This is a genomic window from Uliginosibacterium gangwonense DSM 18521 (assembly GCF_000373965.1).
In the GTDB taxonomy this organism is placed as follows: Bacteria; Pseudomonadota; Gammaproteobacteria; order Burkholderiales; family Rhodocyclaceae; genus Uliginosibacterium; species Uliginosibacterium gangwonense.
Map to the genome: position 1 here is coordinate 79,307 of NZ_KB892846.1, position 22,501 is coordinate 101,807.

At 55.8% G+C, this 22,501-nt stretch carries 20 protein-coding genes and 1 tRNA gene; 13 read left to right on the plus strand and 8 right to left on the minus strand.

Translation table 11 applies throughout. The features are described 5' to 3' along the window. The first annotated feature begins 126 nt into the window (after nt 1-126). On the plus strand, nt 127-1,137 hold the full coding sequence (locus tag B145_RS0111855) for an adenosine deaminase (protein ID WP_018607586.1): 1,011 nt from the start codon (nt 127-129) through the stop codon (nt 1,135-1,137). 178 nt (nt 1,138-1,315) lie between these two features. Further along, nucleotides 1,316-1,774 carry a hypothetical protein gene (locus B145_RS0111860; protein ID WP_018607587.1) on the plus strand — a complete coding sequence of 153 codons (459 nt, stop codon included), beginning with the start codon at nt 1,316-1,318 and terminating at the stop codon, nt 1,772-1,774. Between the two features lie 67 nt (nt 1,775-1,841). Here the strand turns inward: B145_RS0111860 and B145_RS28625 are convergent, their stop codons facing one another. Then, entirely contained in the window at nt 1,842-2,024 is a 183-nt protein-coding gene (locus B145_RS28625) for a hypothetical protein (RefSeq protein WP_157288386.1), read from the minus strand. Here B145_RS28625 and B145_RS27495 point away from each other — a divergent pair. Continuing rightward, entirely contained in the window at nt 2,023-2,589 is a 567-nt protein-coding gene (locus tag B145_RS27495) for a DUF3617 domain-containing protein (protein ID WP_018607588.1), read from the plus strand. The two genes, B145_RS28625 and B145_RS27495, sit on opposite strands and share 2 nt — an antisense overlap. Before the next feature lie 41 nt (nt 2,590-2,630). Here B145_RS27495 and B145_RS0111870 read toward each other — a convergent pair whose 3' ends face one another. After that, nucleotides 2,631-3,410 carry a slipin family protein gene (locus tag B145_RS0111870; protein WP_018607589.1) on the minus strand — a complete coding sequence of 260 codons (780 nt, stop codon included), beginning with the start codon at nt 3,408-3,410 and terminating at the stop codon, nt 2,631-2,633. A gap of 330 nt (nt 3,411-3,740) precedes the next feature. Here B145_RS0111870 and B145_RS0111875 point away from each other — a divergent pair, with 330 nt between their 5' ends. After that, the gene (locus B145_RS0111875) at nt 3,741-4,088 is read left to right on the plus strand and encodes a GFA family protein (RefSeq protein WP_018607590.1); all 348 of its coding nucleotides are present in this window, start codon (nt 3,741-3,743) and stop codon (nt 4,086-4,088) included. Nucleotides 4,089-4,416: 328 nt separating this feature from the next. Here the strand turns inward: B145_RS0111875 and B145_RS0111880 are convergent, their stop codons facing one another. Together B145_RS0111880 and B145_RS0111885 are read right to left on the minus strand one after the other, a co-directional pair. Further along, nucleotides 4,417-5,718: a UDP-N-acetylglucosamine 1-carboxyvinyltransferase gene (locus B145_RS0111880; RefSeq protein ID WP_018607592.1), complete on the minus strand. Its 1,302-nt coding sequence runs from the start codon at nt 5,716-5,718 to the stop codon at nt 4,417-4,419. 163 nt (nt 5,719-5,881) lie between these two features. Next, on the minus strand, nt 5,882-7,153 hold the full coding sequence (locus tag B145_RS0111885; RefSeq protein WP_026259072.1) for an O-acetylhomoserine aminocarboxypropyltransferase/cysteine synthase family protein: 1,272 nt from the start codon (nt 7,151-7,153) through the stop codon (nt 5,882-5,884). A gap of 221 nt (nt 7,154-7,374) precedes the next feature. Between B145_RS0111885 and moaA the strand changes: the two genes are divergently transcribed. From moaA to B145_RS0111945, 9 genes are all read left to right on the plus strand, one after another. Then, nucleotides 7,375-8,442, plus strand: coding sequence for a GTP 3',8-cyclase MoaA (gene moaA / locus B145_RS0111890; protein WP_018607596.1), 1,068 nt, complete (start codon nt 7,375-7,377; stop codon nt 8,440-8,442). A 236-nt stretch (nt 8,443-8,678) separates the two neighbouring features. Continuing rightward, nucleotides 8,679-9,320, plus strand: a complete 642-nt coding sequence (gene mobA / locus B145_RS25415; RefSeq protein ID WP_083917751.1) for a molybdenum cofactor guanylyltransferase MobA — start codon at nt 8,679-8,681, stop codon at nt 9,318-9,320. A 756-nt stretch (nt 9,321-10,076) separates the two neighbouring features. Beyond that, nucleotides 10,077-10,295, plus strand: coding sequence for a helix-turn-helix domain-containing protein (locus tag B145_RS29335; protein WP_425425591.1), 219 nt, complete (start codon nt 10,077-10,079; stop codon nt 10,293-10,295). Nucleotides 10,296-10,855: 560 nt separating this feature from the next. Next, nucleotides 10,856-11,452, plus strand: coding sequence for a xanthine phosphoribosyltransferase (gene xpt / locus B145_RS0111915; protein ID WP_018607605.1), 597 nt, complete (start codon nt 10,856-10,858; stop codon nt 11,450-11,452). 58 nt (nt 11,453-11,510) lie between these two features. After that, nucleotides 11,511-11,600 (plus strand) — tRNA-Ser (locus tag B145_RS0111920). A 601-nt stretch (nt 11,601-12,201) separates the two neighbouring features. Next, nucleotides 12,202-13,092, plus strand: coding sequence for an EAL domain-containing protein (locus B145_RS25425; protein ID WP_211209820.1), 891 nt, complete (start codon nt 12,202-12,204; stop codon nt 13,090-13,092). Nucleotides 13,093-13,223: 131 nt separating this feature from the next. Continuing rightward, nucleotides 13,224-14,399: a substrate-binding domain-containing protein gene (locus B145_RS0111935; RefSeq protein ID WP_211209821.1), complete on the plus strand. Its 1,176-nt coding sequence runs from the start codon at nt 13,224-13,226 to the stop codon at nt 14,397-14,399. A gap of 10 nt (nt 14,400-14,409) precedes the next feature. Further along, entirely contained in the window at nt 14,410-16,293 is a 1,884-nt protein-coding gene (locus tag B145_RS0111940) for a sensor histidine kinase (RefSeq protein WP_018607614.1), read from the plus strand. Nucleotides 16,294-16,383: 90 nt separating this feature from the next. Further along, on the plus strand, nt 16,384-17,211 hold the full coding sequence (locus B145_RS0111945; RefSeq protein ID WP_026259073.1) for a Cof-type HAD-IIB family hydrolase: 828 nt from the start codon (nt 16,384-16,386) through the stop codon (nt 17,209-17,211). Nucleotides 17,212-17,261: 50 nt separating this feature from the next. Here the strand turns inward: B145_RS0111945 and malE (B145_RS0111950) are convergent, their stop codons facing one another. From malE (B145_RS0111950) to malE (B145_RS0111965), 4 genes are all read right to left on the minus strand, one after another. Continuing rightward, entirely contained in the window at nt 17,262-18,458 is a 1,197-nt protein-coding gene (gene malE / locus B145_RS0111950) for a maltose/maltodextrin ABC transporter substrate-binding protein MalE (protein WP_211209822.1), read from the minus strand. 154 nt (nt 18,459-18,612) lie between these two features. Next, a complete protein-coding gene (gene malG, locus B145_RS0111955; protein WP_026259075.1) occupies nt 18,613-19,503 on the minus strand; it encodes a maltose ABC transporter permease MalG in 891 nt (296 codons plus the stop codon). A gap of 10 nt (nt 19,504-19,513) precedes the next feature. Further along, entirely contained in the window at nt 19,514-21,088 is a 1,575-nt protein-coding gene (gene malF, locus B145_RS0111960; RefSeq protein ID WP_018607622.1) for a maltose ABC transporter permease MalF, read from the minus strand. Between the two features lie 165 nt (nt 21,089-21,253). Further along, the gene (gene malE, locus B145_RS0111965) at nt 21,254-22,456 is read right to left on the minus strand and encodes a maltose/maltodextrin ABC transporter substrate-binding protein MalE (protein WP_018607624.1); all 1,203 of its coding nucleotides are present in this window, start codon (nt 22,454-22,456) and stop codon (nt 21,254-21,256) included. Nucleotides 22,457-22,501 lie beyond the last annotated feature (45 nt).

Genomic DNA, 22,501 nt, shown 5'->3' on the forward strand with positions numbered 1-22,501 from the left:
TAACGGCACCCATCAGATGAACTTGAGCCGCTCTGCCCGTCGGTACGGAAATCCCCCCTGCCGCTGCTTTGCACACTGCGCCAAGAACAGGTAGGCTTGCCCATTGTTTCCCGTTTGACCAAGAATATGAACGCACTGGATTTTGCACTGGCCTGCCCCAAGGCCGAACTACATTTGCACATCGAAGGCTCGCTGGAGCCAGAACTGGCCTTCGCCCTGGCACAACGCAACGGCATCGATTTCCCCTTCGCCAGTGTTGAGGCACTACGTGCCGCCTACAACTTCTCAGATCTGCAATCCTTCCTCGACCTGTACTACGCCTGTGCCGACGTATTGCGCACAGAAGAAGATTTCCACGACCTGATGCTGGCCTACCTGCGCCGCGCCAAGGCCGATAACGTAATCCACGCCGAAATCTTTTTTGACCCGCAAACCCATACCGCACGCGGCATCCCCTTTGAAACCGTGCTGCGCGGCCTGGAGCGCGGTGCAGCCACCGCCCAAGCCCAATGGGGCATGAGCACGCGGCTGATCCTGTGCTTCCTGCGCCATCTGCCGGAAGACGAATGTCTGGCCTGCCTGGATGAAGCCATGCCCTTCATCCACCGCATCCACGGCTTCGGCCTGGACTCCTCCGAAAAAGGGCATCCGCCCAGCAAGTTCGCACGGCTCTTTGAGCGCTGCCGCGCCACTGGCCTACCGGTCGTCGCCCATGCGGGGGAAGAAGGCCCACCCGCCTACATCCATGAGGCGTTGGACATCCTCAAGGTCGACCGCATCGACCACGGCGTACGTGCAGTGGAAGACGCAGCCCTAATCCAGCGGCTGGCTACCCAGCACATCGCACTCACCGTCTGCCCGCTCTCCAACGTGCGCCTGTGTATCTTCCAGAAGATGGAACAGCACACCTTGCCCCAATTGCTGGCAGCAGGCGTGCGTGCCACCATCAATAGTGACGACCCGGCCTACTTCGGCGGCTACATGGGGGACAACATCCGTGCCGTACAGGCGGCTTTCAACTGGAACGTGGATACCTGGTATACCCTGGCACGCAACAGCCTTGAAGCCAGCTTTGTCCCCGCCGAACAAAAGACCGCCTGGATCGCCCAACTCGACGCCTGCCGCGCCCAAGCCTGATGCACCAGGGGCAGACGGATAGCATATTTTAGACGTTTGTCATCCCCTCATCCTTGCCCTATTTGCCTGCCGCCCGGCAGGCAAATCTCCACTTTTCCATAAAATGTGCTATCAAATACAGCATGCGGGGCGATCTATTGGAAAAGTCTGAGACAGCTATGCAAGGAACACGCGCTACATGAAACCATGCACATGGCAAATCGCCTGCCGAACACTTATTCTGGCCGGAATCACCACCTTGACGGCCTGCACGGGCAACGCCCCCCGCGATACGGCGCAAACATCCCATCCCGGTTCCCAAGCCCCCGTATCTGGCCAAAGCTATTTCTTCCAGGTGCTGGAAAACAAACAGGTCTCCGTGCAATACCGCACGGATAGCTCGGAAGCCTGCCTGAAAATGCGCCAGAACATGCTGGTTGCAGCCGAGAAATCGGCCCCTGGCCGAGGCGCCAAGGAAATGACAGACAATTTGGTCTGCGCCCCCCAGCCGAGCATGATGAGCCACACCCTAGCCTCCAACGCCGATGTGCAATTTGCCAGCCGCGCGGGGTGCGAGCACTACGCCATCGTCAAAGGCCTCATGCCCCCACGGCCTATGCCCGGTGCCAAACCCGTCTGCGTCCCGGTTCGCAGATAAGCCTTGCCCCCAAGCGGGTGCAAAACAAATCATCAAGCGCCCAATCAAAATAAATCCAAATACATAATCAGGCGATTGTGATTGCCCCGCTACCCGGCCCAGCCCCAGCCTCCCCTCCAGACACTTGCCAAGTGCCGCCAATTGGATAAACATGGGGTCTCCATTCCACTTCTAAATCAATTCGTTCCAACACGAAACCAGTGGAAAACATTGATTTAAAAGCGGAATCCAAAGAAAGGATATCTGCCATGAAACAATCCATGCTCTTCTGCCTGCTTGCTACAGCCTGCAACCTTGCTTGGGCGCAGACCACCGATCTGCCCAAGCGCAAAGCCGGAATGTGGGAAGTCAAAATCGAGTCTGCCTCAACATCCGCCACGGGGCTGAGTAGCCTGCAATGTATCGACGACGCAACCGATGCAACCCTACAAAAACAAGTGCTCACCGGCGGTGGACAATCGGGCTGCAAACTGACCTCATCGCAAAAAACAGCCACAGGCTGGGAATTCGACTCAGTCTGCAAAACCGGCAACACCACCTTGAATACCCATTCGGTCGTCAGCGGCGACATGCAAAGCAGCTACCAGATCACTGTCACCACCAAGGCAACCCCGCCTATCAACGGCCAAAGCACCCTGCAAACCACCATCAAATCAAGCTACGCGGGGGCATGCAAAGCAGGAATGAAACCTGGGGACATTAACGTGAATGGCATGACGATGAACATGCTCTCTGGCAACCAAAACAGCAACGCCACAATCAGCCAGGAACAGGCGAAGAAAATGTTGGAGCAACTGCAAAAGAGCCTGCAATAAGCGCAAAGCAGCCCCCTCAGAAAAGAAGCTGCTCCACTCAATCAATGAGTGCTGCTGACCGCCTTGACCTTCTCCAGCAATGGCGCGACCAGATCCATCGGTAGAGGGAAAACGATGGTGGTGTTCTTGTCCGCGCCAATCACAGTGAGGGTTTCCAGGTAGCGTAAGAGGATGGCCTGGGGCTCCTGGGCCAAAACCTTGGCCGCCTGATAGAGTTTTTCGGAGGCCTGCAATTCCCCTTCGGCGTGGATCACCTTGGCACGCCGCTCGCGTTCGGCCTCAGCTTGGCGGGCGATGGCCCGGATCATGGATTCAGTCAGGTCAACTTGCTTGATCTCAACGTTCGACACCTTGATACCCCAGGAGTCCGTCTGCGCATCCAAGGCTCTCTGAATATCCATATTGAGTTTTTCACGTTCAGCCAACATGTCGTCCAACTGGTGCTTGCCCAGCACCGAGCGCAACATGGTTTGCGACAGCTGACTGGTGGCGTTCAGGTAGTCCACCACCTGGATGATGGCTTTTTCCGGATCAATGACGCGCAGATACACCACTGCACTCACCTTCACCGAAACATTGTCGCGCGAGATGACGTCCTGGGTGGGCACCTCCAGCACCACCGTGCGCAAATCCACACGGATGGATTTCTGAATCCACGGAATAATGAGAACCAAGCCCGGCCCTTTCACCTTCCAGAATCGGCCCAGGGTAAATACGACACCACGCTCATATTCCCGAAAAATGCGGATTGCTGCCGAGAAAAACCAAATGACCGCGGCAACGATGAACAAAAAGGGTAACCAATTGAAATCAATGATCATTTTTTCATCTCCAGAACTGGAACGAGGAACCGAGCGGTAAGCAAATACCCGGCGGGGACCCGCCAAAACGCAATCCACCGCAAATAGAAAGGCGCCCTGCCCGGGCAACGTCCCGGCTTCTTCCCAACCGATCGCAGAGGCTCCTATACAGGAACTCCGTTAAGTATAGACACCACAGGAAAGACCACTGGAATCATTTGTGGATATGCCCATCAAGCACCCCTGCAAGCGTAGAGGCCTTTGCTTGACACCCATCCCCTATCCGGCGGATGATAATCCACCTCGCTTGAGAAATCCGGATCAGCATAGCTTGATAAAAGGATAGGGACCATGCATTACAAAGGAAGTTGTCATTGCGGTCAGATCGCTTTTGAGGTAGAGGGCGAACTGACCCAGGCAATCGAATGCAACTGTTCAATCTGTACGCGCAAGGCAGCCCTGATGTGGTTCGTGCCGAAAAATAAATTCCGGCTGCTCACACCCGAAGCGCATATATCCACCTACACCTTCGGCCAGCATCGTATCCAGCACCGGTTCTGCCCCACATGCGGGATTCACCCCTTTGGCGAAGGCATTGATCCGGCTGGTAATCACATGGTGGCCATTAATGTGCGCTGCCTTGAAAACATTGAGTTGGCAGCCTTACCCGTGAAGCATTTCGATGGGCGTGCACTTTGACATGCCCGCATGAGCAGGTTACGCCCCATGACAGTGTGGTGCCACGTATGGGGCAATAGCCCCCAATAGTAGGGCGCACTGAGCGCAGCGAACTGCGCCGAATGTCACTGGATAAACCAAAGCCATCCGGCGCAATTCGCTCTGCTCATTCTTCCCTTCGGCGCCCTACAAATAAGTATCCAAGCGCCATTCATTGACCGAACATGGCGCACACATCCTGCATCTGCGCCCAACCCAATGTCAATGGCTCCAAATAGACAAAGCCCGGAAACGCTTGTGGCATTTCCGGGCTTTGTGATGCTTCTAGCCTACTCTGCTTCAGGCGAAATCAATCACCTTCTTGCCATTCCACATCTGCACCGACCAAGCGGAGGTTTTCGACAAACTTGGGGTGAGCGCGGCGGATGGGTTGGGCGTTCTTGATGACGGATTGGCCGTCAATGCTGGCTGCAACCATCAGCAACGCGATGGCAACACGGATGATATAGGGGCTATCCACCGTGGCACCGTGCAGCGGCAGGCCGCCGAAAGTGATCAGGCGATGCGGATCAGCCAGCAGGACGTGGGCGCCGAACTTGGAGAGTTCACTGGTCCAGCCCATGGCGCCGTCATAAACCTTGTTCCAGTACATGACGCTGCCCTGCGATTGCACGCCAAGCGCCACGAAGATGGGTAGCAAGTCCACCGGGAAGTAGGGCCAGGGGGCCGCTTCAACCTTGGTGAGGATGTTCGGGGTGAAGGGGGTGCGAATCTTGAGCGGACCTTCGCGGGTGGCGGTACTCCAGCCGTCTTTGTGGGTGACGGTAATGCCGAACTTGGCGAAGGTGCGGTCAAGCAGCGGGAAGAATTCCGGCACAGTATTGCGGACTTCGATCTGCCCACCGGTAATCGCGCCCAGCGCGAGGAAGGTGGTGATTTCGTGGAAGTCTTCAGCAAAGCGGAATTCACCGCCACCGAGTTTGTGGCCGCCTTCAATGGTGAGCTGCGAGGTGCCCTGCCCCTGAATCTTGGCGCCCATCATGGCGAGGAAGCTGCAGAACTCTTGTACGTGCGGTTCGCAAGCGGCATTGGTGAGCACCGACTTGCCCCCGGCAGACACGGCGCACAGGGCAAAGTTTTCGGTTGTAGTGACCGATGCGTAATCCAGCCAGTGTTGGGTGGGGATCAAGTGGCCTTCGGCACTGATCAGCAGCGAGCCTTCACCGCGCTCAACCTTGCAGCCGAACTGGCGCAGCACTTCGACGTGCGGGTCGATCTCACGCACGCCCAGAGTACAACCCTTTACGTTGTCTTCCAGCCGCGCCACCCCAAAACGAGCCACCAGCGGCGGCACGAGCATGATGGAGGAACGCATTTCCTCCGGCAGACGATGCGTGGCGGGGTCAAAATGGGTGTCTTTGTGGTGCAGTTGAAGCGTGCCGGCGGCGTAGTCCATGTTCACCTGGCTGCCCAACTTCGCAAAGATATCCAGAATCTTGCGCACGTCGGTAATATCCGGCACGCCGAGCAAACGCAGGGGCTGGTCGGTGAGCAGCGTGGCGCAGAGGATCGGCAGGACGGCGTTTTTGTTGGCGGACGGGGTGATCTGACCGTGCAGCGGACGGCCCCCGTGAACAATAAGGTTGGACATGGACAGCTTAGGGGAATTCAAATATTGAGAAGTCGCACATGATGCCACGATCAAAGACAATCGGACAGCCCGGTAGATCATCTATCCCGCACTTGTTTAAGCGGGGTGTTCCAGCAAAAACCCCGGCCTGAGCCGGGGTTCGGGGCGTCTGCCTGACGGCGCTTTAAACTGCAGCCAAGGCTTGATCCAGATCGGCGATGATGTCATCGATATGCTCAATGCCGATGGACAGGCGCACCATGTCTTCCTTCACCCCGGCCTTGATCAGCTCTTCGGGCGAGAGTTGGCGATGGGTGGTAGAGGCCGGGTGGCAGGCCAAAGACTTGGCGTCGCCGATGTTGACCAAGCGAGTAATCAGCTTGAGCGCATCCTGGAAGCGTGCCCCTGCTTCGCGCCCGCCCTTCACACCAAAGGTAAAGAGGCCAGAGGCCTTGCCACCGAAATATTTGTCCACCAGGGGCTTGGAGGGGTGCTCGGGCAGCCCCGCGTAATTCACCCAGGCCGCCTTGGGGTGGTGCTTGAGAAATTCAGCGGCCTTCAAAGCGTTCTCGCAATGGCGATCCATGCGCAGCGCCAGCGTTTCCAGCCCTTGCAGGATCAGGAAGCTGTTGAAGGGCGAAATGGCAGCGCCCATGTTGCGCAGCGGCACCGTGCGTGCGCGGCCAATGAAGGCTGCCGGGCCGAGGGCTTCTGTATACACCACACCGTGGTAGCTGACTTCCGGCTCGTTGAGGCGGCGGAAACGTGCCTTGTGCTCAGCCCAGGGGAATTTGCCGCTATCGACGATGATGCCACCGATGCTGGTGCCGTGGCCACCCATATATTTGGTGAGGGAATGCACCACGATGTCGGCCCCGTGCTCAAACGGACGGGTCAGGTAGGGGCTGGGCACAGTGTTGTCGACAATCAGCGGCACGCCGTGAGCATGAGCCACTGCAGCAAAGGCGCCGAAGTCCACCACGTTGCCCAGCGGGTTGCCGATGGATTCGCAGTACACAGCCTTGGTGCGAGCATCAATCTTGGCAGCCACACTGGCCGGGTCGCTGGCATCCACAAAGCGCACTTCAATGCCATATTGCGGCAGGGTGTGGGCAAACAGGTTATAGGTACCACCATAGAGCGTGGTGGTGGCGATGATGTTGTCGCCCGCCTCTGCAATGGTGAGGATGGCGTAGGTAATCGCTGCCTGACCGGATGCCAGCCCCAGTGCGCCAATACCGCCTTCCAACGCGGCCACACGTTGCTCCAGCACGTCGGTCGTGGGGTTCATGATGCGCGTGTAGATGTTACCCTTGACCTTCAGGTCAAACAGGTCTGCCCCGTGCTGAGTATCATCAAAGGCATAGCTGGTGGTCTGATAGATAGGCACCGCCACGGCCTTGGTGGTGGGATCAGGGGAATAGCCTGCGTGGATCGCAAGGGTGTCAAAGCGCATGTTCAGAATCTCCCAGTTGGACAAAATGCGCAATGTACGCCACTCGGTACGCGTCGCAAAGGATGGTTTGCATACAAGCACATAACCAATGGAAATAAGAAACCGCGCCAAGAATGAGGTTTTTAGCTGGATCTCCGTTGTGCCACTTACCATAAATCAATGCAAACACTACCCCAAACACGGTTTATTTGCGGGACACAAGCAGCCATAATGTGGTGACCATGTCCCAAAGAGAAATTTTCATCCCGATTTCGCGCCTGCGCAGCGATCCCCCTGCAGGCTCAGCCCCTGTATTGGATACCTTTGGCCGCCCTTTGCGTGATTTGCGCATCTCGGTGACGGACCACTGCAATTTCCGCTGCACCTACTGCATGCCCCGTGATCGCTTTGGACGTGATCACGCCTTTCTGCCCCATAGCCAGATCCTGCGCTTCGAGGAAGTCTCGCGGCTGGCTGGCCTCTTCCACCAACTCGGTGTGCGCAAGATCCGCCTGACAGGTGGAGAACCACTCCTGCGACGCAATCTGGATCGGTTGGTTGCCATGCTGGCGGAACTACCGGACATTGACTTGGCGCTTACCACCAATGGTTCGCTACTTGCCCGCCACGCAGCCAGCTTGCGTAGCGCAGGGTTGAAGCGGCTGACGGTCAGTATGGATGCATTGGATGACGCCATCTTCCAGCGCATGAACGATGCTGACTATCCTGCCAGCGACGTACTCAATGGGATTGATGCCGCACAGGCTGCCGGGTTTGAATCGATCAAGGTCAACATGGTGGTCAAGCGTGGCGTCAATGATAGCCAGATCATCCCCATGGCGCGCCACTTCAAAGGCAGCGGGCATATCCTGCGCATGATTGAATACATGGACGTGGGCAGCAGCAATGCCTGGCGCATGGACGAGGTGGTCAGCGCCCGCGAAATGCTGGCGAGCCTGGGCGAAGCTTTCAGCCTAACCCCCATCGGACGACACTATCCGGGCGAGGTGGCCGAACGCTGGCAGCATACTGATGGTGGCGGCGAACTAGGCATCATCGCGGCCGTCACCCGTGCCTTCTGCCACGACTGCACGCGGCTGCGCCTGTCGCCCGAGGGCAAACTCTTCACCTGCCTGTTCGCCACCCAGGGCCACGACATTGCGGGCATCCTGCGCGGCGGCGCCACGGACGAGCAACTCACCCGCCGCATTGCCCGCATCTGGCGTGAGCGTGAAGATCGCTACTCCGAATTGCGTGGAGCAGGCCAAGGCAGCACTCAGAAAATTGAAATGTCGTACATCGGAGGCTGAAGGGGTAAGTATCTAGACGCAGGCCCGTGTCTGCCATGCCCTTGGCGGGATGATGAGGATGCCCTGGTGACCCTCACCAGCAATCCACGCATCGCCCGCCTCCTCACCCATCTCTTGATGTTGTACACCTGAAAGCCGCTGTATTTGCCTGGAATCCCGCCTCAATACGCGTGCAGGAAAAGAACGATTTTCAGCGCAAAGGGTACTGCGAAAGCGCATCTACAAAGAAAGCCAACATGTCGACCACGTGTGTTACAAGCACCTGCACAGAAACAGATCATCTGCCCCGCCCCCCGCTCACCGGCGTCATCCTCGCGGGAGGCGCAAGTCGTCGCATGGGCGGGCAAGACAAAGGCTTGGTCCCCTTTCAAGGGCAAGCACTTGTGGCCTGGCTGGTCGGCGCCCTACGCCCCCAGGTCGACGAACTCATCATTGTCGCCAATCGCAACCAAGAGCGTTATGCCGAATTCGGCTGCAAAGTGATCTCCGACCTGCGCCCTGATTACCCCGGCCCACTCGCCGGATTCGAGGCCGCACTCACAGCCGCCCACAGCGACTGGATACTCACCTGCCCTACCGATGCACCGCACCTGCCACCCGATTATGCCGAATTGATGTGGGCGGCATCCCAGGGCCGACCAACGGTCGCCGTCATCGATCAACACTGGCAACCCGTATTCAGTCTGATTGAGCGCAGCCGCCTCGCTGCGCTCACCCACAGCCTGGACGCAGGCGAACGCGGCGCCCACCGCTGGCTGGCCACACTCAATCCTCAGCTTGTCAGTCTGGATCACCGCAGCGCCCAATTCCGCGATGCCGACACCCTGGCAGAACTTATGGCGCTGGCCCAAACACAGACACAACCCACTGTTTTGTAACTATTTTTCAAACCCCATATAAATTCAAGATACATTTTTTCACAAAATAACGACTTCACGCTGCCTGCCTTACAGCACAACAGCGCCAAATATCGGGGCATATGATGGATTCCCGCCCTGCTCCCGATACTTCTTCAAGCGCCCCTCCATTTCCAAAATACCAGATCGATTCAAAACGCATAAGATTTTTAATCCATGCTGGATATCCCTACAAGCTCAACGTCTTTGCATGTAAAAGATTGTTTGGAAACAAAAAATCCCGCCAAACCTTTGCCGCAAAGGATTTCACAGCCTATGAAATAATACAAAACGCATAAACATCTACTTACAAATTCGAGGTGAAAACCTTTTCAACCCGTGTCGTCCATGCAAGAACAAACCCATAACCAAATCTAAGAATCTGTAACGAGAGGCCGTCGATGGTGTGAAGAACAGTGCAGAAGCCGGAGTTTATATGGGGATAAATGAGGATTTCGAGCAGCGCATGAGCCCCAATCACGGCCTCGCAGAAAGATTCTGAGCAGGTTCTCACGCCCCTTTCCTCACCTTCATGTGTTTTGAGTACCCGATGAAGACGCCAACAGAATATGTCAAACGTTGTAACATTTCGTAGAAAACCTCCCTTTCGCGCATTTGAACCATCAAAAAATCAAAAATGCATGTATCCTTAGAACTGGACGTGACGCAACGTCTTAATCAATATTGTTAAGGAGAATTACCGTGGCAAGAAAAGGACGCGCAAAGGTTTGCAAAGCGATTACCGACCCCCAAGGCTATCGTCAAGCTACCGGGCTGAACCAATCTGCCTTCTGGGCACCGCTCGGCGTGACGCAGTCCGGTGGCAGCCGCTATGAAAGCACTGGCCGCACGATCCCGACACCCGTCGCTCTGCTGCTGGTTCTGCGTGATCAAGGCGTCATCACTGATGAAATCCTTGCTGAAGCACAACGCACAGTCGAAGCATCGCGCGCTTAAGCACTACGCATACGAGGGAGGGCTACAAGATCTGCGGTACCGGTATCACGGCGCTGCACTCCCAGGCCCTCGCCTCCATAGCAATCTGTTACAGCGCACAGCAATACTGTATATAAAACCAGCAACATCTTCTCTGCCTACACATTTGGCATGAGTAGCGATAGATTGTAAAAAATCGCAAAATCGCTTGTTCTTTTCTCTGCATATCAAACCGAACCAGCATAATCGCCAACGGCATAAGTTTGCTCGTGCGTACCCCCATACGCATTTTGGTGCCATCTGAAACCCCGGTTCTGCCTCCTTCTCCCCCTACGCAGCCCCACGCATCACTGACTTGGCTGCTGTTTACGCTTTCCCAAAAAATCCCGCCAAGCCCCCATCGCAGCAATCTGCAAACAGGCCGTCACAACCCTGCCAAGCCTGCTAAAATTACCGGTTTTACCCCGCCCTGGGCCTGATGTGCCATCACGTAGAGGTCTGGATGCTTGTTCTAGGGCGACTTTGGACCCATAACGACGGCCTGCCTGACCAGACAGCACGCCTGTGCAGATAAACTCATCATGACCGACATACTCAACCGCCCATTTCCACCACTTGTTCAACGCATCGAACAGGAAGCCATCGTGCAGGGCAACGAAATCCTCAAGATCGACCACTTCCTCAACCACCGCATCGAACCCGCCTTCATGCAGCAAATGGCCCAGGAAGTCGCCGAACGCCTGCGTCCCTTCAAGCCTGACATGGTTCTCACCGCTGAAGCCAGCGGCATCGCCCCCGGCCTGATGGTCGCCCTGAGCCTGAACGTCCCCATGGTCTTCGGCAAAAAATATCACCCGGAAGTGGAAACCCCGATGCTCTCGCGCCTGGTCCCCTCCCCCACCAAGGGTGGCGAAGTGCGCATGGTCGTCAGCCAGCGCTACCTGCCCGCAGGCAAGCGCGTAGCCATTGTCGACGACTTTCTGAGCAATGGCCGCACAGCTCTGGCACTGGTTGAAATCACCCGTCAGGCAGGCTGCGAACCTGTCGCAGCTGCTTTCCTGGTAGAAAAATGCTTCAAACGCGGCCATGCGATCATTCAAGAAACCGGTGTGCCCGTCATCACTCTGGCCCAAGTTGAAGAGTTGCGCGACGGCAAAGCCATCTTGCGCCAAGGCTAAAAAACTTTAACTCAGATCTAGCATTCACTGGCGAACCCTTATATAATCATCGGCTCGCGGAGAGGTGGCAGAGTGGTTGAATGTACCTGACTCGAAATCAGGCGTAGGTGCAAGCCTATCGTGGGTTCGAATCCCACCCTCTCCGCCAGAATTCACAGCAAGCCCACAAGGCAAAAGCCTTCGTGGGCTTTGTTTTGCCTCCCATCTTTGTCAGGGGCTGGAATCGATAGCGGACGCATGGTGATTCGCGCCAGAAAACGGCGATGACGCACACAGCAATTCACAACTTCAACTCAAGAACGACTGTATGCGCCGAGGATTGGTGCCCAGCCATCCGCTAAAGGCTTTCTGAGCCTGGCACAAACGTAGGCCCCCAGATCAATTCCCAAATATTCCTTGGCGGCACTGGCCCCGGCGTCATCTGAATGTACATGCGGCACAAATTGTACAAATGCTGCTCAATCCTTGTTTAGTTGTTCTTCATGTGCAATCACGGACGCCGTCTTATTCAAGGTTTCAAGTCTCGTCGAGGCTTCGTTCTCTTTGAAAGAGACGTCGACGATTTTGACCAAGCCCTGGCCAACCCACGCACTATACCCAAACGACATAGTCCGTTTTGACCAAGCGGAATCTACTGCAAGACATAAGCTCATCACATAGACTTCGTTGCACCCAATTGGGGCGCAATGCTAGGCTCGCACCAAGAGGCTGTCTTTACGGCGCAAAATTTAACGTTGGAGGTGCTTGCCGTGGCTATTGAACCACTACTTGCATATTTTGAGAACTGGACTGGACGTCCGAGTATCTCGCGCCACTGCCTGGGCTTTGATGACCATGGGGCTGTTGGCTATTTCGGGGATTTTCAGCTTCGTAGTGCCTTTCAGCCTTTACACGATGCTGCTGGCAAACGCGTACCCAGCGCATTTGAGGCGCTTCTGCGGGTAACTGGTCCCTCTGGCGCCAATGTGCCGCCACACGTGGCATTCGGGCTACCACAGACTACCAGTGAGATCGTCTATTTCGACCGTTTGTGCCGCATGGTGCATGTGGTCAACTTCGTTACCCAATCAACCCGCTCCAGCAGCCGATTGTTTCTAAACGTGGATGGCAGACATCTGGCGAGCATCCGTAGCGGCGAGCATGGTGGCGCGTTTGAAACACTGCTCCACCACGCGGGCCTGTCGCCACGCCGGGTGGTGCTGGAAGTGCTGGAATCCAGTGTGGATGATTTCGGCTTGCTGCAGGATGCAGTCAAAGCCTACCAATTGCGTGGATTCGGGGTAGCCATCGACGACTTTGGCGCACAGCATTCAAACTTCGACCGCCTTTGGCGCCTGGAGCCGGATATCGTCAAGTTGGATCGAAACATGAGCCTGGAAGCTGCCCGTAACCCACGGGCACGCAGGATTCTGCCTAAGCTGGTGGACATTCTTCATGACCTGGGTGCATGTGTAATCAGCGAGGGCATCGAAACCCATGAGCATTGGCAGATCGCCGAAAATGCCGGGGTCGATATGATCCAAGGCTTCCTGTTCTCACGACCACAAAGCGAGTTACAAGAGTTCCTGGCAGGCCCCGCCACAAGCAAGCACTCAGAACCCATCAGCCCAGCCCGGCAAGCCGATATTTTGACCACCTAAGTCTCACCTTGGAGCTTGCGCTGCTTCTTGCTGCCCTACCCGGACCATTCGGGCGTACCGTGTGCAGGAGCATACACAGAATGGATTAGACTCGTACCAGATGTCTGCCTGTTCCTTACTCCGAGGTGAGCATGATGTACCGCACAGACTGCACACAACGCAGGGGCCGTCGTATCCAGATCCTGACGTGGCTGGCCGCCGTATGTTTATACATACTCGGCGCCCTGCTTGACCCTTCGCTTGCCCGTGCCACAGACCGTGGCGCTGACACCCTCATGCCGCTTTCCCTCCCCACCATGCTACAGAAGGTTGCTGCGGCCAGCACCCATACGCCCCCCTGGGCAGGTCCCAGAACCGGGCCGGCGGGGGTCGCTGGCAAAACAATCGCCATCATGAGTGAAGACCTGCGCAATGGTGGCATTCTTGGCGTGGCACGCGGGATTCAGGAAGCGGCCAAGGTTCTACAATGGAACGTCAAGGTCTTCGATGCTGGTGGAACGCCTGCCGGAAGAAATAAAGCCACCTCTGATGCACTGGCGGCACAGCCAGACGGCCTGATCGTCATAGGCGCAGACGCCAACGTCATGCAACCCCTGTTAGCCCCCTTTGTGCAACGAGGCATTCCTATCGTAGGCTGGCATGTGGGGCCTCAACCGGGTGTCATGGCTGGCAACGCCATTGCGATGAATGTCAGCACCGATCCGCTGGAAGTTGCACGCATCACCGCCATGGCGGCAGCCGTGGCCTCCAAAGGCCGGGCCAATGTGGTGATCTTCACGGATTCCAATTTCGAGATCGCCATGACAAAGGCCAACGCCATGGCAGAGGTTATCCAGGCTTGCAAGGACTGTAACCTGCTGGAAATCCGCAATGTGGCCATATCCCAATGTGCCGAGCAGATGCCCGCCGTCACCCGGGAGTTACTCTCACACCACGGCAAAAAGTGGACCTACGCTTTGGCCATCAACGATATCTACTTTGATTATGCCGCGCCAGAACTCACCAAGGCGGGTATTGCAGGCGAACGCATCAACTTCCTCTCCGCTGGTGATGGCAGTTCGGCAGCATTCATGCGCATCCAGGCTCACAGCTTCCAGATCGGTACGGTGGCGGAACCACTGAACCTGCACGGCTGGCAGCTAGTGGACGAATTGAATCGATTGCTCGCTCATCAGCCAGTCAGCGGCTATGTCATTCCGGTACATCTGGTCACGGCAGACAATGTAGGCTTTGATGGTGGCCCTGCGTTCCAATACGATCCAGACAATGGCTATCGGGAGATTTATCGGCACCTCTGGAAACGCTAGTCCAGTCAAAATGCCAATCCAATTTATCGGACACCTGCATTGGCCACGGTCCCTGCGCTGGCAATTCGCGCTGGTGTTGGCCGCCTTTGCTGTACTGATCGTGGCAGGAAGTCTGGCGACCGTATACACGCTGCGTGTATCGGCTGACACAGCCCGGCAATTGGCAGAAAAAAGCCTGGTACGCATGCAGCAGGCGCGGGATCTTGTGCAAGAAAGCCTACTGATCGAACGGGAAACGTTACGCATGCTGGCAGCTGACTCACCGGCCGACGTGCGCACAAGCTATGCTAATACCATCAAACAGCTGGACTCTCTTGATAGTCTGGTCACCCGCCTTGGTGAAGACAGGGCGGACGCAGTGGTGCTGTCGCTCCATCAGTCCAACCAGCTATTTCGCAATACCGTCCACATCATGGCGCAATTGCACGAAGGCACTCAACGGGCCAATACTGCATTCGATCAATCAGTACAAAAAAATATCCAAACTCTTCAGAAATACTCTGATCCGGCAGCGCAAAAACTGATCGTACTGCTGTACCGTCTTGGAAAAGCAGACCACGCAACCGAAGTAGATGCCCTGCGTAATCAATTCATGCTCCAAGCCAGGAGCATTCACCCACTGCCTCAAACCGCCTATCAGGACCCACCCTCGGCCTCCGATGACACAAATGAGGCGCAAGCCCCCGCAAACCTGTCACCGTTTACCTTGCGCATCAAACTTATCCAGCAACAGGACAATCTGCGCCATTTCCGTGGAGAATTGCAACGTCAGGTCAGCACCATCGCCACGACCGCGCGGGAACTCTCTCAGCATTTTACAAACGATTATCATGAAACAGTCAAAATGCTGGACACCATTTCGCAACGTACCCAGTTCCTGGTGCTGGGCCTGCTGGGCGGTTGCCTAACGCTGGGTCTGTTGGTAGCCAGATACTTCATCGGCCGACACATTCTAGCCCGACTCCAGAAAATCAGCCAATATCTACAACAGAACCCTGCCACAGAAACCCAGGCACGCATCCCGGTGCAAGGCAGCGACGAAATTGGCAGCATGGCCCGCATAATCGAACAATTCACGCTGGAGCGGCGCCAGTTGGCTGACGCACAGCGTCAATTACTCCAGGCCGACAAAATGTCCTCCGTAGGCCAATTGGCAGGGGGCGTGGCAAACAAGATCAATGCCCCGGTCAATTACGTCACGGCCAATCTCTCCACGCTGCGGGAGTATGCCAACAATCTTTTCAAGGTATTGGCCTTCTATGAAGCCAATGAAAACGAATTGCAGGAAAAAACCCGTTTTGCCATCAAGCGGATGAAGCGGGAAATCAATATCGATTTTCTGCACGATGACATGATCAGTCTACTCAGCCAGACTGAAGGCGGCTTACAGCAGGTCAAGAGCATTTTGCAGGATCTCAGGGACTTCTCGCACGGTGCCAACGCAGACAAGCAATGGGCGAATCTGGAACAGGTGCTTGACCACACTCTCAACATCACCTCACACGAACTCAAACACAAGATAGAAGTGTTCAAGGAATATGCAGGCATCCCTGAAATCCAGTGCATCCCCTCGCGCCTGAATCAGGTCTTCATGAACCTTCTGGTGAATGCAGCACACGCCATCGAAGGCTACGGCAAGATCACCTTGCGCACGGGTCTGCACGAAAACAATGTGTGGGCCGAGGTGGAAGACAACGGCTGCGGAATACCGCCCGAGGTGCTCAGCCACATCTTTGATCCATTTGCCCCCAGCTCCACCAGCAAAGGTACTGGGTTTGGTCTACCGATGGCCTATGACATCATCCAGCAACATGGTGGCACCATCACCGTGAAAAGCAAAGTCGGTACAGGCACAGTGTTTCGAGTCACGCTGCCGATCAAGACCGAGACCTGAAGCCCGTCCTCCGCCCACATGCAGAGAGGTTCCCAGGCGCAGAGATTGGTTCTACAATGGTGCATTACCTCCCTCCATTCGAGAATATCAGTGGTTCCTGTCTCTTTCGACCATATCCCCGACATCCGCTTGATTGCCTGCGACATGGATGGAACGCTGCTTGATGATGCGCACGCCATCCATGACGATTTCTGGCCCCTGGTGGAAGCCCTGCATGCACGTGGAATAAAATTCTGTCCAGCCAGTGGGCGTCAATACTACAATCTGGTGGAACGCTTCGGCCCGATTGCTGATACGCTGACCTTCATTGCCGAGAACGGTACATTCGTCGTCGATGCAGGCAGAGAACTGAGTGCTGACTGCCTTACGCAGACTGTTGCTCATGAACTGGTGCGGGTGGCCCGCACCACCCACAGTGCGGGCGCCAATATCGGTGTTGTGCTTTGCGGCAAGCATTCTGCATACATCGAGCGTAGCGACGATGCCTTCTATCGGGAAGCCGCGCAGTATTATCACCGGTTAGCACAGGTGGAAGACCTGTGCGCAGTGGAAGACGAATTCCTCAAAGTTGCAATCTACGATTTTGTCTCTTCCGAGCAATTCTCCGCCCCCGCCTTTGCCCACTTCGGTGCCACACATCAGGTGGTGATCTCGGGCCAGCATTGGCTGGATGTCATGGCGGCAGGCGTCAACAAGGGAACCGCCATCAGGCATATTCAAGAGAGCTTACGGATCACCCCAGAGCAGACCATGGTCTTCGGCGACTTTCTCAACGATCTGGAAATGATGGATCAGGCCCGCTACTCCTTCGCCATGGCCAACGCCCATCCACTTCTCAAAGAACGCGCCAGATACCTCTCCCCCAGCAATACAGACAACGGTGTAGTGCGCACCATCAAATCTGTGCTGAAAATCTGAGCGATAAGCGATGGCATGCAATAACATTTACACGCCATCTGAAATCACCACTATTGTGCGCTGACGATGGCTTTCGCCGCCTCATCCAGCGCCTGATTGGGCCGCTTGCTCCCGGTCGTCATATCCACAAGCGCCTTGGACAACCCGGCCCAGAAGAATTGCATCTCTGGATTATTGGGCATGGGCTTGCCGGAATAGATGCCTTCCATGGCAGAGCGTACTTTGCCATCAGAATAAAATTCCCAGAACATTGTTTTGGAGGCAGGCACCCCGATCGGGCGATCGGCATTCATGGTACGTAGCCCCTCCATCTTGAGCAAAGCCTGCTCAACAAAGGCCACCGCCGCATCGTGGTTCGGTGAACCATGTGGCAACATGGCCCCCAGCACTCCTACAAAGGGTCGTGCGGGCTGTCCAGCCACACTGGGCAGGGGCGCAATGCCAATATTGACCCCCGCCTTTTGCAAGCCCTCCCATGCCCAGGGGCCGGTGATCCACATCGCCTGCTTCTTATTCTTCATCGCCGTTTCGGCATCCGCGTAGCTCATGGCAGGCTCCAGCACACCTTCATGAATCATGCGAACCAGTAGCTCCGCGCCCTTTTGCGCGCCCTGATTGTTGATGCCCGTCTGTTTACCCAGGTAGTTCCCCTGGATGTCACGGAAAAATGGATAACCTCCGTTGGCCGCCAGCATCGGCCAGGTAAAGTAAGGGCTTTGTGTTTCCCAACCGATAGCGCGTATGCCTTTGGGTTTTAAGCTGGCCTGGATGGCAGCAATCTGTTCAAAGCTCTTGGGCGGGGTTGCAATCAAATCCTTGTTATACACCAGTGAAACAGCCTCCACTGCAATCGGATACCCCCAGAGCTTGCCTTGCGAGGTGAAACCATCCCAGGCAATCTGCACAATCTGGGTGCGCAACTCATCGGAAGGCGTGACAGGTGTCAGATAAGCTTTGCGTACCCAGTCGCCAATGCGGTCATGCGGCCAGATCCAGATATCCGGCCCGTTGCCTGCCTTCATCGCGGCATCAAAAGCATCAGTAGCATGCTCGGGCGTTTCAACGATCACCTTGATGCCAGTTTTTCGTGTGTATTCATCCCCCAGCTTTTGCAGGCCCTTGTAGCCTTTGTCGCCGTTGATCCAGATGAGCAACTCCCCTTTCTTCCACGCTTGGGCGGGCGAAGGAAGAAGGGAAACAGCCAGAATTAAACCGCTTACAACCGATAACAGCAAACGCCTTTTCACAATATGTCTCCTGTCTATTTATGGGTGTTGCGTGAAAATGCTGGCGCGAGTCTGGCTACGACGGGCGCAGGAATCCCCAAGGGCATTCAATGCCAAAAACATCAATCTGGGAAAACGGGGAGGGGCAGGACGAACGCCCTGCCCCGTATAGCGGTCAGCCCTTGACGCCGCCAGCCGTGAGGCCGGACACCAACCAGCGCTGCCCGAGGATGAAGACCATGGTGATGGGCAGGCCCGAGAGGATGGCCGCAGCCGCAAAATCGCCCCACAAATAGTTCTGCTGATACAAGTAGAGGCGGGAGCCCACCGCGAGGGTTAGGTTCTTTTCGTCGTGCAGCAGCACGGAGGCCACAGGCACTTCGATCATCGTGCCAATGAAAGAGAGCAGGAACACCACCACCAGAATCGGTACCGCCATCGGCAACAGCACATGCCAGAACGCCTGGAAGGGAGAAGCTCCGTCAACCTTGGCGGCTTCCTCCATCTCGGCAGGGATGGTCTCGAAGTAGCCCTTGATCGTCCATGCGTGCATGGCAATCCCCCCACAATATGCCAATATCAATCCAGCGTGGGTATTGATCCCCATTTTGGGTACCGAGTCCCCCACCGTCTCAAAGATCGCATAAATCGCCACCAGCGAAAGCACGGCGGGGAACATCTGCATGAGCATCAGGGTATTGAGCGCAAAACTGCGCCCGGTAAAGCGCATGCGCGCAAAGGCATAGGCACTGGTGGTAGACAAAGCCAGCACCAGTAGCGCCGTCACCCCGGCAACCTTGACCGAGTTCCACAACCACAACAGCACCGGGAAAGGCGGATTGACGATGTGACCATCCGGCTTCACATACGGGATGCCCAGGGCGAGCTTCCAGTGCTCCAGCGTAACGTCAGTGGGGATAATGCTTCCCACCGCAAAGTTGCCGGGGCGCAGCGAAATCGACAGCACCATCAGGAAGGGGAACACCGTCAGGGCGATAAATGCAACCAAGCCGATGTGTGCCGCCACCAAACGCCAGCGATGCGATTTGTCCAAAACCATTGCCATGATGCAGACCTCAGGTATTGATCGGCTTGTCAGCCTTGGTCAGTCTGAGTTGCAACACAGACATGACCGCTACAAGCGCAAAAATGACGGTGGAAATCGCAGCAGCCAGCGCAAAATTTTGCCCGGAATCCACAAATGCGATTCGATAGGTATAGGACACCAGAATATCTGTTGAGCCTGCCGGCACCTTGGTATCCAGATAATCCGGGCCGCCTGCGGTCAGCAACGAGATCAGCACAAAGTTGTTAAAGTTGAAGGCAAACGAGGAGATCAGCAAGGGCATGATCGGCCGTGCAATCAGTGGCAAGGTGATCTTGAAGAAATTGGTCAATGGCCCAGACCCCACGATGGCAGAGGCTTCATACAGATCGCTGGGAATGGATTTGATCAAACCCATACACAGCAACATCATATAAGGATAACCCAACCAGGTATTGACGATCAGGATCATGGCTTTGGCCAACCAGGGGTCGGAGAACCACGAAGGGCTGATGCCAAACAAGCCGTTAAGGATCAGGTTGATTTCACCAAAGCTCTCATTGAACAGGCCACGGAACACCAATATGGAGATAAAGCCCGGCACCGCATAAGGCAAAAACAGCATGGTGCGATACACGGCACGGAAACGCAGCGCCTCCCAGTTCATCAGCACGGCCAGCACAATCCCGACGCCGAACGAAAACAGCACGCTGAGCAAGGCAAATACGTTGGTCCAGATGAAAATGCGCAGGAAAGGTTCTCGATATTTCGGGTCAGTAAAAATCTGGCGGAAATTCTCAAAACCAACCCCGACCTTGAACCCCGGTGTCATTGTTTCACCGGTCTTCTGATTCACGTAGAATCCGAGCTTGAAGTCTGGCACCAACACATCGCCCGTGCGTTGATTGACGAGGTTCTTGCCCACCTGCTTATATAGGCTTTGCAGAGGCACGAAGCGACGCAACCCGGTCATCCCCAGCGTAACCCCATCAGGCAACACAACGGAAACGAGCTTGAGCCCCGGTTGCAGGGCAATCAATTCGCGTACCTGTAGAGCATCCGGTAGAGCCGTTTCGGCATTCTGCAACTCGGCCTTGAGCGATTGGGCTTTCTGCCCCTTGGCGGCCAAGGCAAACTCCGGACTGAGGTAGACCTTGCCGGTGGCTGCGTCTTCAAGACGGATGCGGTAATCCTGGGTCGGCGCCTTACCCAGCGCATGCAAGGTAAAAGCATATTCGACACCCTCTGTGGGCATCTTCTCTTCCAGCAGATAACGGGTTGAGCGCTCAAAGCTCAACAGATTGCGGGAACTATAGTTTGTAAAACCGATACCGAACGTATAAACAATCGGCAACAGTACAAATATCAGTACCGCCACAATCCCAGGAAAGAGATAGCGGTAAACATAGGTTTTGGCTGAAGTAAACAACCATGTCGCCAGCATCAGCAGGCCGAGCAAGCCCACGGCGATCCAGGTCTGCCCCGCCACATAGGTCAGGGTGACAAGGTACAGCCCTGCCAGCAGCAGCACGATGCCAATCACAACGGGCATCCAGGTACGCAGGCGCAAACGCCAGGACCGTGGTGGCGGATCAATTTGAGTCATGGAATTCAATCTATACTCCAGAGCTGGGCTTTCTCCATCACAGCCAGCAGTGCACGCTGTGTGCCTCACTTGGAGAAAACCTTTATTGATGCAGCCCTTGCCACAAGACAGGGGCTGCATCTCTACACTACCACTCCACCCGCCTACGCGGATGGAATACAAGGATCAATTCTTGATCCGGTCAGCCGCCTTGTTCAAACCTTCCTTGGCCGTTTCGCGCTCCTGGGTGATGTTTTGCAAGGCAGTCGCCATGGACGACCAGAACTTGCCCATCTCCGGATTCGAAGGCATCGGCGCCCCTGCTTGTGCGCTCTGCATCGTGGCCTGGATCAAGGGGTTGCTCTTGAGTTCAGCATAGAAAGCCTTGTTGGCAGGCACACCCAGCGGCTTGTCAGCATCGATTTCCTTGAGACCCTTGACCGACAGCATGTAATTCTCGATGAACTCGACCGCTACGTCCTTGTTCGGGCTGGACTTGTTGATCATCGCCCCCAGCACGCCCACAAATGGCGCCCCACCCTTCTTGCCCACCGCAGGAATCGGCGCCACACCAAAATTGATGTTCTTGTCGCGCAGGTTGCCCCACGACCACGGGCCATTGATCATCATCGCCACCTTGCCTTGGGCAACACCGGCCTCCATGTCGGAATAGCTGGCCGTCTTGGGCATTGCACCTGCCTTGATGAGCTTGACGAGCGTTTCTACACCTTGCACAGCACCTGCATTGTTAACCCCAACATCCTTGGCGTCATACGAGCCATCCGCCTTGAGCTTGAAGGCATAACCACCGTTGGCTGCCAGCATGCCCCATGTGAAATAGGTATTGGTGAAGTCCCACAAAATGGCATGCTTGCCATCTTTTTGCAGCTTCTTGTCCAGCGCGATCACTTCATCAAAAGTCTTGGGCGGGGTTGGCACCAGGGTCTTGTTATAGACCAGCGCCACAGCTTCAATGGAGATAGGGTAGCCCCACACCTTGCCATTGGTGGTAAAGGCCTTCCAGGCCAGCGGATCGATACCATCCTTGACAGCCTTGCCGGGATTCACGGTTTCCAACAAACCACCCTGAATCCATTCGCCGATACGGTCGTGCGGCCAAATCCAGATATCCGGCCCCTTGCCTGCTGCTGCGGCTTGCTGGAACTTGCTGGGGGCATCTTCGGGATGCTCCACCTTCACTTCGATACCGGTCTTCTTGGCGAATTCATCGCCCACTTTTTGCAGGCCGTTATAGCCTTTGTCACCATTGATCCAGATGAGCAGCTTGCCCGGTTCACCTGCAAAGGCACTGAGCGGGAAGGCGGCAGCCACGGCCAGCGCGAGACCCGAAACCATCAGCTTGCCAATATGACGACGTGTTGTTTTCATCTATTGCTCCTCCATGATTGATTTGAAGACCCTTGGTGGGCCATT